The organism is Halalkalibacter nanhaiisediminis (genome assembly GCF_007830185.1).
In the GTDB taxonomy this organism is placed as follows: domain Bacteria; phylum Bacillota; class Bacilli; order Bacillales; family Bacillaceae_D; genus Halalkalibacter; species Halalkalibacter nanhaiisediminis.
In genome coordinates, this window is the sequence record NZ_VLKZ01000006.1 from 199,441 (window position 1) to 213,239 (window position 13,799).

The following is a 13,799-nucleotide window of genomic DNA, read 5'->3' on the forward strand; positions in this document are numbered from 1 at the left end:
AATGTTTAAGCCCTTTGTCTTTTTTTAGGAAGCATCATCATCAGCTGCTCAGAAACATTTGCAGACGTAAGTCCAATTTCTTCAAGCAATTGGGAAACGCCACCATGCTCAATAAATTCATCAGGAACACCCATGCGTTTTACTTCTATATTGTGATAGCTGTTGTCATGAAAGAACTCAAGGACAGCACTTCCAAATCCTCCTTGAAGAGCAGCTTCTTCCAAAGTCAAAATCGGTACACCTTGCTTAGCGAGATCATGTAAAAGCTCTTCATCTAAAGGCTTAGCTGAGTTCGCATTGACTAGCTTTATTGAATATCCTTGAGAATTAAGCTGAGTAATCGCCTCTTCTGCTACTGGTAACATTGTCCCAAACGTTAAAATACAGGCATCCGTTCCATCCTGTAATTGTTCCCATTTGCCAATCGGAAGACGTTGCAACTCTTCATCCATTTTCACACCATAGCCATTACCGCGAGGATAGCGAACAGCAATTGGACCATCATCATATTGAGTCGCTGTATAGATCATATGCTGTAATTCATTTTCATCCTTCGGCATCAAAATCTTCATATTCGGAAGGTGACGAAGGAAGGCAATATCAAAGACACCTTGATGCGTTTCACCATCGGCTCCAACAAGACCAGCTCGATCAATGGCAAAGACAACATTTAAATTTTGACGACAAACATCGTGAACAACTTGATCATAGCCACGTTGTAAAAACGTAGAATAAACAGCAAAAACAGGCTTCATTCCTTGTGTTGCTAGGCCAGCTGCCATTGTCGTTGCATGCTGTTCTGCAATACCAACATCAAACATTCGCTCTGGAAACTCTTTTGCAAAGACATCGAGTTTCGTACCACCTGGCATTGCTGCTGTTAAGGCAACGATACGCTTATCTTCACGAGCGACTTTCTTTAATGTTTCAGCAAACACACCACTATAGCTCGGTGGTCCAGGTTTTGTAACAACTTCACCTGATTCAATTTTGTACGGTCCAAGACCATGCCATGTCCCTTTTGCATCGTTTTCTGCTGGTTCATAGCCTTTCCCTTTTTTCGTTAACACATGAACAAGAACTGGTCCCTTAGTTTTCTTAGCATATTTTAAATTCTCTGCTAAATCATCAAGGTCATGTCCATCAACCGGTCCCAAGTAAGTAAAACCCAGCTCTTCAAAGAAAATTCCAGAAACGAGTAAATACTTTAAGCTGTCTTTTACACGCTCTGCTGTTGAAGCAAGCTTCCCACCAAATGTTGGAATTTTCTTGATTAACTGTTCAAGTTCTTCCTTTGCCTTTTTGTATTTGCCAGCTGTACGCAAACGTCCTAGTACGCTATGCAGAGCACCAACATTAGGGGCAATTGACATTTCATTATCATTTAATATAACGATTAGATCTGTTTGCTCATGTCCAATATGATTGAGAGCCTCAAGTGCCATACCACCTGTTAGGGCACCATCTCCAATAATGGCAACAATGTGATCATCGGTTCCTTTTAAATCTCTAGCTGTTGCCATACCCATTGCAGCAGAAAGAGACGTCGAACTATGACCTGTCTCCCAAACATCATGTTCACTCTCATTTCTCTTTGGGAACCCACATAGTCCCTTGTACTGACGTAACTTATCAAACTGGTCAGCTCGTCCAGTTAAAATCTTGTGTACATAGGCTTGATGACCAACATCCCAAAGAAACTTATCCTTTGGACTATCAAACAAGTGATGCAAGGCTAATGTTAGCTCTACTACACCTAGATTCGGACCTAGGTGACCACCTGTAACAGATAGTTTTTCTATTAAGAAGTGGCGAATATCCTCACCAAGCTCTTCTAATTGTGCTTTTGAATAGTTCTTCAGTATGCTTGGGTCATTATATTCCTCTAGCTTCATGAGAGAACCCTCACTTTCGAGTCATTTTGTCTTTTTTCTTCATCTTTCCATTTGCTGAAAACAATTTTATTTTCAATTTTACCTCTAAAATGTATAATAATCTACCAACTTGATAAATGATTGGTGTTGCGTAATGAATGGCGAACGTTTTACCAAGCGCCTTTCCACCGACTGTTAGCGCAGCCACTACACTTGTAAAAAGAATTGAAATAGCAAATTGTTGGCTTGAAGTCTCACTATAACCAAGCTGTAAAGACAGTTGTAGGACAACGTAGGCAGAGGCAGTACCACTAATAATACCAGATATATCGCCAATCACATCATTACAAAAATTCGCAAATCTATCCGCGTTTCTTGTAATCAAGACAGCGTGTTTAGCTCCGTGCAGACGTTCTGAAGCCATAGCATGAAAAGGTTTTTCATTTGCAGCTGTTGAGGCTACTCCTATTGTATCAAAGAATACCCCAATAAAAACGATGATTAAAACAATCAACATTCCGATCGCCCACGTAACTCCACTTAGTACAAACGTGGAGATAATCGAAAAAATAGCCGCTAACACCAAAGTGATAACGGCTATTCCCAAGCTCCATTGTATTGATTTCTGAAGAGGTTTCATAAGCGTTACTGTATCACCTTTATCTATAGATTCGCCACAAGTATGTAAAAATATGGAGTGGTCATTTAAAGAGTAAACTCTGTAGCTTAGGTCCAGTAGGATTTCCCAAATCAGTTCCACCGCGTCGCCGCAGTGGCGGTTTCCCTTTATACTGAAGTTGACGCTGTCACCAAACGTCAGACTAGATTACCACTTAGTCTACACTGTAATCCTCTTTAAATGTCTATCGAACAGTCTAGGAGATTTCCTCAACAGTCCCTTGCCAGTCTTTTATCCTCTTTTGCAGAGTAGATTTCATATAGGTAAGATTCACAATCTGTTGGCCTCCAGCTTCTGAACCCTTTGTCTATAATCCCCTCTTCCTCCACTCAAGGCAGGCTACGCTGCAGACAAGCTCCCTAACTTGCCCTTACAGGTTCATACCCTTTACCCTGGAACTATACACGTGTATAGACCGAGTAAAAGGCCTCCACAGTAGGAGGGTCATCGCCCACATGCCTTTGCGGATCGCCCTACTACCTTTTCTCCCAGCATCGACCCAAGGCTGGGCGCCTCAAGCCAACACAAGGAGCTTCATCGATGTGCCCTTTGGCGGATTTTTAGCCCCGCCTTCAAGAAAGGAGGACCGACTAGAATACTGCACCACTCTTATCTAACATTAATTATAACATGTGTAAGAATCTTGCTCAATGGAAAACCCTACTACGCTTTAGTGATCACGTTCAGCGACGTAATCGGTTAAGGCCTCTAGTAAATGATGATTCATCTCTACTTCATATAAATATTCTTTTGCTCGTAACTTATGCTCTTCAAGCTTCTTTTTTGCTCCGTCCAATCCTAAAAGACTTGGATATGTACTTTTATTGTTCCCATCATCGCTTCCGACAGGCTTGCCAATTGTTATAGCATCACCTTCAACATCAAGGATGTCATCCTTAATTTGAAAAAGCAATCCTAGTTCTTTTGCAAATAAGCGAAGATTAGTAATATCCTTCTCGTTCGCTCCCGCAATAATGGCCCCCGCCACAATTGATACTGTTAGCAAATCTCCTGTTTTATGATGATGGATGTAGACAAGTCCATCTAGTGTTAATGCTTTATTTTCCCCTTCTAAATCAGCCACTTGACCCCCAACCATTCCTTCAGGACCTGAAGCTTTAGCTAATTCCTGAATAAGCAACAGCTTCTGCTCAGCAGACAAGTCACCCACATTTGCTTTCGTAATAAGCTCAAAGCTATAAGTTAACAGGGCATCACCCGCTAATATAGCAATCGCTTCACCATAGACCTTGTGATTGGTCGGTTTGCCTCTTCTCATATCATCATCATCCATCGCAGGTAAATCATCATGAATCAATGAATACGTGTGAATCATTTCAACTGCACAAGCTACATCATACCCTAATTCAACTGGTTTTCCAAAGCTATGAAGGGTAGCGAGGAGTAGCACAGGTCGAATTCGTTTCCCTCCTGCATTTAAGGAATAAATCATCGCTTCTTTTAATGTCTTTGGTGCAGGCAATTGTTCTAAATACTTTGGAAGCCGTTGTTCAATTTCCTGTTTATTTTCATTCAAGAAGTCCTTAAGCTCTGCATTCACGTTTACTCGTCCTCCTGGAAATCCAACAGCTCTATTTCTCCATCTACGTGAAGAATTTGGTCCATTTGTTTCTCGACTTGTTCCAGTTTTTCGTGGCATTGCTTTGATAAAGCCATTCCTTCTTGAAACATTGAAATAGCTTTTTCTAACGGTACATCACCTTGTTCTAATTTCTCAACGACTTCTTCAAGTTCAGCCATTGCTTCTTCAAAGCTTAACTCAGTTTTTTCAGTCATTTTCGTCCCCTCCTTATTCAAAAGGTTGTTTTTCCTCAACACGACAGTAGAGTTTTCCGTCTTTTAGGCGAATCTGGAGTTCCGACCCAACTTCAACTTGCTTTGTTGACTTTATTAACATTTGCTGATCCTTGTCATAAGCTAAGCTATATCCACGCTCCATTAACCTCAAGGGGCTAAGCAGTTGTAATTCGCTCACTGCTTTTTGAAAAGGCTGACGCTTCGTGTTCAGTTGTTCCTTCATTGCTTTTACTAACGCTACATGGAGCTGACTTGTTTTTTCTTGCGCTTGCTTCACTTGAATATCGGGATGCAATCGTTTAAGACTCTTTTCTAAGTGCAACAATTGATTTGCTGGATCTTGTAGAGCTCGTTTTGCGACACGTTTGAGGCGGTCAAGTAAACCATCAAGTTCTTGCTCTTTTTGCCTCACAAGTTGTTCTGGATATTTGAAGGCATATGAACGTTTCAATCGTTCGAGCTTTGAACCCTCTCTCGTTATTTGTTCCTTCATCGCTAGAGTTAATCTCTTACGTAAAGTCATAATTGTACGTACAATTTCATTTTGGTCAGGAACCGCTAATTCAGCAGCTCCCGTTGGGGTAGGTGCACGGAGATCAGCAACGAAGTCACTAATTGTATAATCTGTTTCGTGACCGACTGCTGAAATAACTGGGATGTTTGAGGCAGCAATTGCTCTAGCGACACCTTCATCATTAAATGCCCATAATTCTTCAATCGAACCGCCTCCACGTCCAACAATCATCACATCAAAGCAATTTGCAGCGACAGCTTGTTTGATAGCATAAATAATCGAGGACGGTGCCTGTTCTCCTTGAACAAGTACTGGGAGTAAGGTAATTTGAGCTACTGGATACCTTCTCTTAAGAGTTGTAACAATATCACGAATCGCCGCACCTGTTGGCGAAGTCACGACAGCAATTCGCGCTGGGTGAATCGGAATAGCTTTTTTTCGCTCAGCTGCAAACAAACCTTCCTCTTCAAGCTTTGCTTTTAACGCTTCATATGCTAAATATAAGCTTCCGACACCATCAGGCTGCATTTCCTTTGCGTAAAATTGATACTGACCATAAGGCTCGTATACATTTACCTCACCACGAAGCAAAACCTTCATTCCATTTTCAGGCTTAAATGATAAGTAGCGATTGTGCCCTGCAAACATAACAGACTGCATCCGTGATTTATCGTCTTTCACAGTGAAATACAAATGTCCTCGACTATGTAGCTTCACATTTGAGAGTTCCCCACGCAACCATACTTCTTGGAGAACCACGTCTTCTTCCATAAGTGATTTAATATACCGAGTCACTTCAGAAATCGTTAGGATATGTTCAGCTGCCATCCCCTCACTCCTATTGTCTATTTCGCGCAGATTGAACCGTGTTCTCAAGAAGCATTGTAATCGTCATTGGGCCAACCCCGCCAGGAACAGGTGTTAAATATGATGCTGTGTCTTTCACACTTTCAAAGTCAACATCCCCACAAAGCTTGCCATCGACACGATTAATACCAACATCAACAACAACAGCTCCAGGCTTAACATCCTCTGCTGAAATAAAATTAGCCTTACCAATCGCAACAATCAGAATATCTGCCTGCTTTGTCATCGCACGTAAGTCTTTTGTACGAGAATGAGTATATGTTACGGTTGCATTTTCATTTAGAAGAAGTTGTCCCACTGGTTTACCAACGATGTTGCTTCGCCCAACAACAACAACATGCTTTCCTTCTAGTTCGATCGCTGCTTCTTTGAGCATAACTAATACCCCATGAGGCGTACATGGAAGAAATGTATCTTCACCTGTCATCATTTTTCCGATATTAATTGGATGGAAACCATCTACATCCTTATTCGGAGCAATTCGCTCAATCACCGCTTGCTCTGAGATATGCTTAGGAATTGGTAACTGCACTAAAATACCATCAATCATTTCATCCTTGTTCAAACGATCAATTTCCGCTAACAACTCTTCCTCGCTAATCGTATCAGGCTTTTTAATTAGTACAGAATGAATACCTGCTTGCTCACAAGCCTTTTGCTTCGCCCCAACATAGGTCTTTGAAGCTGGGTCTTCACCAACAAGAATGACTGCGAGTCCTGGCGTAATCCCTTTTGTTGAAAGTTCTTCTACATCTTTCTTAAGCTGCTCTCTTTTTTTTGCAGCTAACTCTTTTCCATTTAATAATACAGCTGACATGGATCTTCACTCCTCATTTTGTTATTCGTTTAATTCTTGCAATCTCTCCATTGCCTTTGATAACACACCATTTACAAAGCGGCCAGATTCTTCTCCACCGAATGCCTTTGCTAATTCAATGCCTTCGTTAAATGTAACGTTAACAGGAATATCTTCTATAAACTTCATTTCATACAATGTCATACGTACAATCGCACGGTCAACAAGTCCCATTCGATCAAGTGTCCACCCTTGCAGACTTTCAGAAATAACTGGGTCAATGACAGCTTTTTTATTAATCGTGCCATGTATAAGATCAAGCATAAACGAGCTAGGCTTTTCTCCTTCATCTAGCACGCTCTCAATTGCAGACTCAATATCACCTTCCGTTAAGTCAATTTGATAGAGCGCTTGTGCTGCTCTTAACCTTGCTACTCTTCGATTCATCTTGTCAAACTCCTTTAACTATGCAATACTGCACGTTTAATATGTTGATAATAGCATAACATGTTAACCTAAAACAGAACAATTTAGATTTCAATTGATTAGAACTTTCGTTTTCTTGTATTATAACCAGAAAAGACGAAAAGACAGTCAAAGCATCATGCTTTGACTGTCAGATTAAACAAAAGTATAGGCAAGAATGAAAATGAACAATTCTAACTGTTTTCAAACTAAAACCTTTGATTACTCTTCTTCAGCTAACTCCACTGATTCAAATTGAACACCGACAACATGAACATTAACAGCTTGGATTTCAATAGCCGTCATCGTTTGAAGAGCTTGTTTAATATTCGTTTGAATCAGCTTTGCTACTTCTGGTACAGCTACACCGTACGTAATTATAACAGATACATCGACAGTAATTCCGTCTTCACCAAGTTCAACTTTTACGCCTTTTCCATGATTTTTTCGACCAAGCTTCTCTGCTACACCAGCCGCAAAATTACCACGCATCGTTGCAACTCCATCTACCTCTGAAGCTGCAATTCCTGCAATCACTTCAATCACTTCTGGGGAAATTTCTACTTTTCCGAGTTCTGATTTCTCTTCTTCAAGCTCTAAAATATGATTCTCGTTCATTATTTTCCCTCCTATTTATCAATAGTTGACTTTAATTTTACAGACATGACATCATGATCTTCAAGGAATTTCGTATTAAAATCGCCTGATACAAATGTTTCATGATTAAGAAGTCGTAAATGGAACGGAATAGTCGTATCAACGCCTTCAACTTCAAACTCTTCAAGGGCGCGTTTCATTTTTGCGATCGCTTCCTCGCGAGTAGCTCCATGCGTAATGACCTTCGCAATCATCGAGTCATAAAACGGCGAGATCACATATCCTGGATAGGCTGCAGAGTCAATTCGAACGCCAAGCCCTCCTGGAGCTAGATAATTCGTAATCTTTCCAGGAGAAGGCATGAACTTCTTCGACGGGTTCTCAGCATTAATTCGGCATTCAATCGACCAACCAGAAAACGTCACGTCTTCTTGTGTGAGGGAAAGTACCTCACCACTTGCAACGTGTAGCTGTTCTTTAATTAAGTCAATTCCTGTCACCATCTCCGTAACAGGATGCTCAACTTGAATGCGCGTATTCATTTCCATAAAATAAAAATCTCCATTGTTATGGTCATAAATGAATTCAACCGTTCCAGCACCTGAATAAGCAACAGCTTTTGCAGCATTAACAGCAGCTAGACCCATTTCTGCACGTTTTTCTGGAGTAATAGCAGGAGACGGTGTTTCCTCTAATAACTTTTGCAGACGACGTTGAATACTACAATCACGCTCACCGAGATGAATCACATTGCCATGATTATCAGCTAACACTTGAATTTCTACATGACGAAAATCTTCGATGAACTTTTCAATATAGACACCTGGATTACCAAATGCAGTTGCTGCTTCTTGCTGCGTAATGTTCATCCCTTTTTTCAATTCTTCTGGTGTTCTAGCAACGCGAATCCCTTTACCACCTCCACCAGCAGTTGCTTTAATAATGACTGGGTAGCCTATTTCCTCTGCAACCTTTAATCCAGCTTCCGTATTTTCAACGATTCCTTTTGAACCAGGAACAATTGGAACACCAGCTTTTGCCATTGTATCTCTTGCAACATCCTTTGTTCCCATTTGATTAATCGCTGATGGACTCGGTCCGACAAACGTAATATTACAAGCTGCACAAATTTCAGCGAAATCAGCATTTTCAGCTAAAAATCCATACCCAGGGTGAATGGCATCCACTTCTGTTAAGGTTGCAACACTCATAATATTTGTCACATTCAAATAGCTCTTATTCGACGCAGTCGGTCCAATACAATATGCTTCATCAGCTAAACGAACATGCAAAGAATCTTTGTCAGCTTCTGAATAAATCGCAACAGTTTCAATATCTAACTCACGGCAAGCACGAATGATTCTGACCGCAATTTCCCCACGATTTGCAATTAATACTTTTTTTATCATTGTATCTCTCCTATTAAGTCAGTTCTACAACAAACAATGGCTGTCCATACTCTACAAGCTCTCCGTCCTCAGCAAGAACTTCGATGATTTTACCGTTTACTTCCGCTTCAATTTCATTCATTAATTTCATTGCTTCCACGATACAAACAATGGATACTTCCTTAACCTGATCACCTTTATTCACATAAGGATCAGCATCTGGGGACGGAGCCGCATAAAATGTCCCCACCATAGGAGATTTAATTGTATGTACATTTTCAGCAACTGGCTTATCTTCTAACTTACTCTCTTCTTTGCTCGGCGTAGAAACCACTTCTAAAGAAGCTTTTGGGCTTTCTGGTTGTTCGGTAGGACTTGGAAGCACTTCACTTGATTTCACACTTTTTTCTGCTACTACAGTCGTTGTTTGATTCTTTCTTAACAAAAGCTTCGCACCATCTTGCTCGATTTTGAGCTCGTCTATGCTCGATTGATCAAGAGCTCTAATTAGCTCCTTTAATTCTTGAACTTTCAACATATATGTACACTCCTATTTCATTTTTTCATATTATACCATAACTATCTTCGATAAAGATGCTTTCATTCCTTCTCGTCATTATAAGAAAAACCCTCCATACTTGGAGGGTAACACTTATTCTTCTGTTGATTCTGAGATTTCTTCGCCTTCTACCTCCGTTTTGATTAATGCATCTTTTTTGTATTGACGGAATACAGGAAATTCAGATAAGTTATCAGGAATTTTTCCATTCTCAAGTAGGATGATTTTAACGATGTCTTTATTTCGCGCCATGTGATATTTATCGCCATACTCATTTTCCTTTGTATAACGTTTTAAACTTTCATAATCTTCTTCTTGAATAGAGACTACGTAGGTATCACCGTCTCCAGTTTCAAATTCTTGTTCAAAGCCAATTTCAAATTCTACAATTTGAATATTATCGTTCTTCATATTACGTGTTTGTTCAAGGACAGCTTTCGCTCCCTCGGTTAAATCATTCCATTCCATTACAATCGCTCCTCATGTGTAAGTTACTTTGCGTATTATATCACAGACAAATGAGGAGTTGCATCTTCATTTCTTTCTTTCTCTTTTTAAGCAGCTATGATAAAGAAAGAAATGGCCCTCAGCCATAAGTCAAAATCACCCGCTGAGAGCATACATCAATTTAACTCTTATTGCGCTGACACTGTGTGACTAACTGCTACATTTAACCCTTGACCTAATTGATTAAATGTCATGTGCATAATTTCATTTGCTTCAGCTTTTGACAATTCTTCTGTTTGTACAATAACGCGTACTTGATCCTCTTCTGCCATAACTAAAGCATCATCATATCCTTTTGCTTTAATTAATGTTTCAAGCGTTGCTTCATTTTGGGCCAAACGTTGTAATTCCATACTCTTATCGTGAGCTTCACTTTTCATTTCAGCAGAAGTTTCTGCAGATGCGACGATTTGAGTTAACTCTTCAGCCATTCGGTCACGCGAAGCTTGTAAATCCATACGAATCGTCGCAAAAGCATCATTGGAAGAGATATTTGAAATCACACTTCCATCAGCATTTGGTGCTGGCATTTCATTCGCATCAGGAACAGTTTCTAGTGTAGCTTTCTCTAATTCGTCAGCCATATTCACCACTACTTCATTCGTTCCATCTGTTACTTGTTCGATCTCGGCACTAATGTCTTGATTTTCTTCACCAACCAATGCTACTTCCTCACCTGGAATTTGCTCAGGCGATGTCACGTAATAAACGGAAAGGACAACAATAAGACTTAGCATCGTTAATAACCATACTGTTTGCTTTTTTAATACCATTATAAATCCTCCTTTGTTTTCTTCGGCATGACCGAAACTCTATGAGATGGTACATCTAGTACACGACTAACCGCTTCAACAACCCACCCTTTTATTTGGGCATTTTCTACTCCCTTTGCAACAACAAGGACTCCACGAATATCAGGCTTTCTTTTTTGAATAAGGATTGGTTCTTCTTTATCACCATTACGGACAATAACAAGTTGCTCATCACGAGAATGATCTTCTACTTTTCGTGTTCCACCTTCTCGATCCGTTTCATCGGTATTTTGTTGATTTGAATTGACATTTTTTTCATACACATGTCTCTCTGTCTCTGCTAAATTAATCATGACAGATACATCAGATAACCCAACAATTTGCTCTAACGTTTCTTTCAACTGATTTTCATAGCGAATTTCATAGTCTTCCATGGAATACGGTTCAGCTTGAGTATTTGATTTAAAAACTGGTTCATCTTCTTCTTTTTCTTCATTAAAAGCGGGTACGGTTTGTGACATGTCCTCTGTTGGAGTGGTTAGAAGGTTCCCAGTAATCATGAGCGCAATGCCCACACAGCCCAGAAGCAATATATAGTGAAGAGGCAATCTTCGTTTCTTTCCATCCTCTGGCTTCTTAAATAGAGTTTGCAGCCACTGTCGATCCTTCTTTTCATCATGATTCATCCTGCTCTTCTCCCCCCTTCCCACGCAACTAAGATCGTTTCTTTAGGGATGTGCCAATACTGTGCAAGAAACTCTTGTACATGCTCTAAGTCTTCGCTCATTTCCATTGGTTTGGCTGGATTGTTTTCGGATGTGTCAATATGAACGACTTCAACGGATTGAATGCCACCTAGTTCTTCGTTCACTTTGCCATCTGCTTCACCTTCTTTGGACCGAACAGAAACATGAACCGCTTTAATCTGCTGTTCCTCTACACTCGTTGTCGCATTATTTGCAAGCTCGACGTTGGCATGGACGATCATTAGAGCATATTCATCCCTAAGTGCTTCTTCCACTTGGTTCATTAATTGGACAGCCACCTGTTCAGAAATATATGCACGCTGTCCGAGCTCTATTTCTCTTTTTTGTGAATTTATTGAATTTGCTACTAATTGTTCAGTTTGTCTTGTGTCATTTGATAAAGAAAAGAGCCACGTATCAACATCTTCTCTCATGATAGATAAGAGCGGTTGAAGCATAATGACGAGTAGCAAAAGGCCAACGACCATTTTCACGTATCGTTGCATCGAAGAATTAGGTAGCATTAACTCAAGAATTGTCGCAAGTAAAATTAAAAGGATTATATTCGTTAGCCATTCTGTCAAAAAGCCCACGTGGTGACTTCCTCCTCTCTATCTCATCATTAATGATACATTTCCAGCTGCGATCATAATGGTGATTGCTAGGAAAAACATTAAACAGACAATCGCCATAGCAGCAAAAACAAAGATGACAGCTTTTCCAATAATCGATAAACATTCAATGATTGGCCCCCCACCCAATGGTTGAAGAACAGCGGCTGACAAGTTAAAAATAATCGCCAGGGACAATACTTTCATCGCTGGAAATGCACATAGCATAAGTAAAATACCAAGCCCAGCTACCCCGATTGTATTTTTTAGCAAAAGAGAGGCACTCATGACCGTATCTGCTGCATCTGTAAACATTCGACCGACGACAGGGACAAGATTACCAGCAATAAATTTAGCTGTTCGAACCGTAATACCATCTGCAACAGCAGTTGATGCTCCTTGAACAGAGATGACCCCAAGAAACACTGTCAGAAAAACACCAAGTGTTCCGACAGCGATATTACGCAAAAATGTCGCAAGTTTTGTCACTTTATAATGATCAGTCAATGTACTCACGATACCAAGAACAGCGGATAGAAATAAGAGTGGAAGAACGACATTCATTATGAGCAAGCCGCTTGTATTAACTAAAAAAATAATAAGCGGATGAAACAAGGTTGCTGATGTGATATTACCGATTGAAGCCATCATGGCGAGCAGTAAAGGCAAGAGAGCAATCATGAAGTGAATCATATTATTAATGGCTGATGATGCATAGCTGATCGCAACATGAAAGCTATTTAAGGCAATAATCATTAAAACCATATATGTAATGGCATAAGCAACTTTGCTAATCGTATGCTGCTCAAAAGCATTTTGGAGCGACTGCAAAATCATGCAAAATACCGTTAGCAAAATCAATGAGCCAAGTAGCTTACCATTTACAAGCAGTTCATGTAATAAAAAACGAACGAGTCCCATTCCCCATTCTTTAAAAGAAAATTGCTTATCACCGCGAACAAACTCCACAAATGATCCTTTTTGACTTTCTGGAAGAAAGCCACCATATTCTGTTGAGATCTCTTCCCAGTACATACGAATCTCATCTAGTTGCAATTGTTCTATTTGTTGTTCAACAAAGCCATCCTCGTTCAATGGCTCGTCGTTTGCTAAAGCAACTTCACCATAAGCAACAATGAATGTTATTATGACAATGATTGGTGTTATGAACCATCTAATCACTTTACTCTCCCTCCTCTCTACTCATAAACTTGTCAGGACTCTTTAACTCGGGAGCAGCGAGAGGACCATCTCGATAACGGCTGTTAAAATCGGAATTGCCATCACTAAGATCAAAATTTTTCCTGCTAGCTCGATTTTAGAAGCAATGGCTGCTTGTCCTGCATCTTTTGCAATTTGTGCTCCAAATTCAGCTATATAGGCAATCCCAATGATCTTTAAAATCGTTTGGAAATAAATCATATTCATATTTGCTTGAGTTGCAATACCTTCAAGCATGCCAATTATCTTTGTAATTTCGTCAATAAGAAAAAGGAAAATAAGAATACCAACAAATACAGTAAGCATGAAAGCAAATAATGGCTTCTGCTCTTTCACAACTAGGGCTAGGAACGTTGCAACAAGCCCTAATCCGACAATTTGGATAATGTCAATTGCAACTCACTC

At 40.0% G+C, this 13,799-nt stretch carries 16 protein-coding genes; all 16 read right to left on the reverse strand.

What is annotated here, in order from left to right:
* Positions 1-5: 5 nt before the first annotated feature.
* The 16 genes from dxs to spoIIIAD all read right to left on the reverse strand — a co-directional run bounded on the left by dxs (position 6) and on the right by spoIIIAD (position 13,787).
* Positions 6-1,895, reverse strand: a complete 1,890-nt coding sequence (gene dxs, locus IQ10_RS12225; RefSeq protein WP_144450792.1) for a 1-deoxy-D-xylulose-5-phosphate synthase — start codon at positions 1,893-1,895, stop codon at positions 6-8.
* Between the two features lie 10 nt (positions 1,896-1,905).
* Positions 1,906-2,514 (reverse strand): hypothetical protein, encoded by a 609-nt coding sequence (locus IQ10_RS12230; RefSeq protein ID WP_144450793.1) that lies wholly within the window; start codon positions 2,512-2,514, stop codon positions 1,906-1,908.
* Between the two features lie 709 nt (positions 2,515-3,223).
* Positions 3,224-4,114: a polyprenyl synthetase family protein gene (locus tag IQ10_RS12235; RefSeq protein ID WP_242009821.1), complete on the reverse strand. Its 891-nt coding sequence runs from the start codon at positions 4,112-4,114 to the stop codon at positions 3,224-3,226.
* 2 nt (positions 4,115-4,116) lie between these two features.
* Positions 4,117-4,350 carry an exodeoxyribonuclease VII small subunit gene (gene xseB, locus IQ10_RS12240; protein WP_144450795.1) on the reverse strand — a complete coding sequence of 78 codons (234 nt, stop codon included), beginning with the start codon at positions 4,348-4,350 and terminating at the stop codon, positions 4,117-4,119.
* A 13-nt stretch (positions 4,351-4,363) separates the two neighbouring features.
* Complete coding sequence (gene xseA / locus IQ10_RS12245; RefSeq protein ID WP_144450796.1) at positions 4,364-5,713, reverse strand: exodeoxyribonuclease VII large subunit; 1,350 nt, start codon at positions 5,711-5,713, stop codon at positions 4,364-4,366.
* A gap of 10 nt (positions 5,714-5,723) precedes the next feature.
* The gene (gene folD / locus IQ10_RS12250) at positions 5,724-6,569 is read right to left on the reverse strand and encodes a bifunctional methylenetetrahydrofolate dehydrogenase/methenyltetrahydrofolate cyclohydrolase FolD (protein ID WP_144450797.1); all 846 of its coding nucleotides are present in this window, start codon (positions 6,567-6,569) and stop codon (positions 5,724-5,726) included.
* Positions 6,570-6,590: 21 nt separating this feature from the next.
* On the reverse strand, positions 6,591-6,995 hold the full coding sequence (nusB, locus tag IQ10_RS12255) for a transcription antitermination factor NusB (RefSeq protein WP_144450798.1): 405 nt from the start codon (positions 6,993-6,995) through the stop codon (positions 6,591-6,593).
* 240 nt (positions 6,996-7,235) lie between these two features.
* Complete coding sequence (locus IQ10_RS12260; protein WP_144450799.1) at positions 7,236-7,631, reverse strand: Asp23/Gls24 family envelope stress response protein; 396 nt, start codon at positions 7,629-7,631, stop codon at positions 7,236-7,238.
* Between the two features lie 11 nt (positions 7,632-7,642).
* Positions 7,643-9,019 carry an acetyl-CoA carboxylase biotin carboxylase subunit gene (gene accC, locus IQ10_RS12265; RefSeq protein WP_144450800.1) on the reverse strand — a complete coding sequence of 459 codons (1,377 nt, stop codon included), beginning with the start codon at positions 9,017-9,019 and terminating at the stop codon, positions 7,643-7,645.
* A gap of 13 nt (positions 9,020-9,032) precedes the next feature.
* Positions 9,033-9,536 (reverse strand): acetyl-CoA carboxylase biotin carboxyl carrier protein, encoded by a 504-nt coding sequence (accB, locus tag IQ10_RS12270; protein WP_144450801.1) that lies wholly within the window; start codon positions 9,534-9,536, stop codon positions 9,033-9,035.
* Positions 9,537-9,650: 114 nt separating this feature from the next.
* Entirely contained in the window at positions 9,651-10,025 is a 375-nt protein-coding gene (locus IQ10_RS12275; protein ID WP_144450802.1) for a hypothetical protein, read from the reverse strand.
* A 167-nt stretch (positions 10,026-10,192) separates the two neighbouring features.
* The gene (locus IQ10_RS12280) at positions 10,193-10,837 is read right to left on the reverse strand and encodes a SpoIIIAH-like family protein (protein ID WP_144450803.1); all 645 of its coding nucleotides are present in this window, start codon (positions 10,835-10,837) and stop codon (positions 10,193-10,195) included.
* Positions 10,837-11,502, reverse strand: a complete 666-nt coding sequence (gene spoIIIAG, locus IQ10_RS12285) for a stage III sporulation protein AG (RefSeq protein WP_144450804.1) — start codon at positions 11,500-11,502, stop codon at positions 10,837-10,839. Before spoIIIAG ends, IQ10_RS12280 begins: the two co-directional genes overlap by 1 nt.
* On the reverse strand, positions 11,499-12,155 hold the full coding sequence (spoIIIAF, locus tag IQ10_RS12290; RefSeq protein WP_144450805.1) for a stage III sporulation protein AF: 657 nt from the start codon (positions 12,153-12,155) through the stop codon (positions 11,499-11,501). The genes spoIIIAG and spoIIIAF overlap by 4 nt, the downstream gene beginning before the upstream one ends.
* Positions 12,156-12,173: 18 nt before the next feature.
* Complete coding sequence (gene spoIIIAE, locus IQ10_RS12295) at positions 12,174-13,319, reverse strand: stage III sporulation protein AE (RefSeq protein WP_437177689.1); 1,146 nt, start codon at positions 13,317-13,319, stop codon at positions 12,174-12,176.
* A 78-nt stretch (positions 13,320-13,397) separates the two neighbouring features.
* A complete protein-coding gene (spoIIIAD, locus tag IQ10_RS12300) occupies positions 13,398-13,787 on the reverse strand; it encodes a stage III sporulation protein AD (RefSeq protein WP_144450807.1) in 390 nt (129 codons plus the stop codon).
* Positions 13,788-13,799 lie beyond the last annotated feature (12 nt).

What these genes read in the sequence shown, in the direction of transcription:
- accC (WP_144450800.1), bottom strand. Translation starts at nt 9,019, where the DNA reads ATGATAAAAAAAGTATTAATTGCAAATCGTGGGGAAATTGCGGTCAGA.
- xseB (WP_144450795.1), bottom strand. Translation starts at nt 4,350, where the DNA reads ATGACTGAAAAAACTGAGTTAAGCTTTGAAGAAGCAATGGCTGAACTT.
- dxs (WP_144450792.1), bottom strand. Translation starts at nt 1,895, where the DNA reads ATGAAGCTAGAGGAATATAATGACCCAAGCATACTGAAGAACTATTCA.
- IQ10_RS12280 (WP_144450803.1), bottom strand. Translation starts at nt 10,837, where the DNA reads ATGGTATTAAAAAAGCAAACAGTATGGTTATTAACGATGCTAAGTCTT.
- spoIIIAG (WP_144450804.1), bottom strand. Translation starts at nt 11,502, where the DNA reads ATGAATCATGATGAAAAGAAGGATCGACAGTGGCTGCAAACTCTATTT.
- accB (WP_144450801.1), bottom strand. Translation starts at nt 9,536, where the DNA reads ATGTTGAAAGTTCAAGAATTAAAGGAGCTAATTAGAGCTCTTGATCAA.
- IQ10_RS12230 (WP_144450793.1), bottom strand. Translation starts at nt 2,514, where the DNA reads ATGAAACCTCTTCAGAAATCAATACAATGGAGCTTGGGAATAGCCGTT.
- IQ10_RS12260 (WP_144450799.1), bottom strand. Translation starts at nt 7,631, where the DNA reads ATGAACGAGAATCATATTTTAGAGCTTGAAGAAGAGAAATCAGAACTC.
- nusB (WP_144450798.1), bottom strand. Translation starts at nt 6,995, where the DNA reads ATGAATCGAAGAGTAGCAAGGTTAAGAGCAGCACAAGCGCTCTATCAA.
- xseA (WP_144450796.1), bottom strand. Translation starts at nt 5,713, where the DNA reads ATGGCAGCTGAACATATCCTAACGATTTCTGAAGTGACTCGGTATATT.
- folD (WP_144450797.1), bottom strand. Translation starts at nt 6,569, where the DNA reads ATGTCAGCTGTATTATTAAATGGAAAAGAGTTAGCTGCAAAAAAAAGA.
- IQ10_RS12275 (WP_144450802.1), bottom strand. Translation starts at nt 10,025, where the DNA reads ATGGAATGGAATGATTTAACCGAGGGAGCGAAAGCTGTCCTTGAACAA.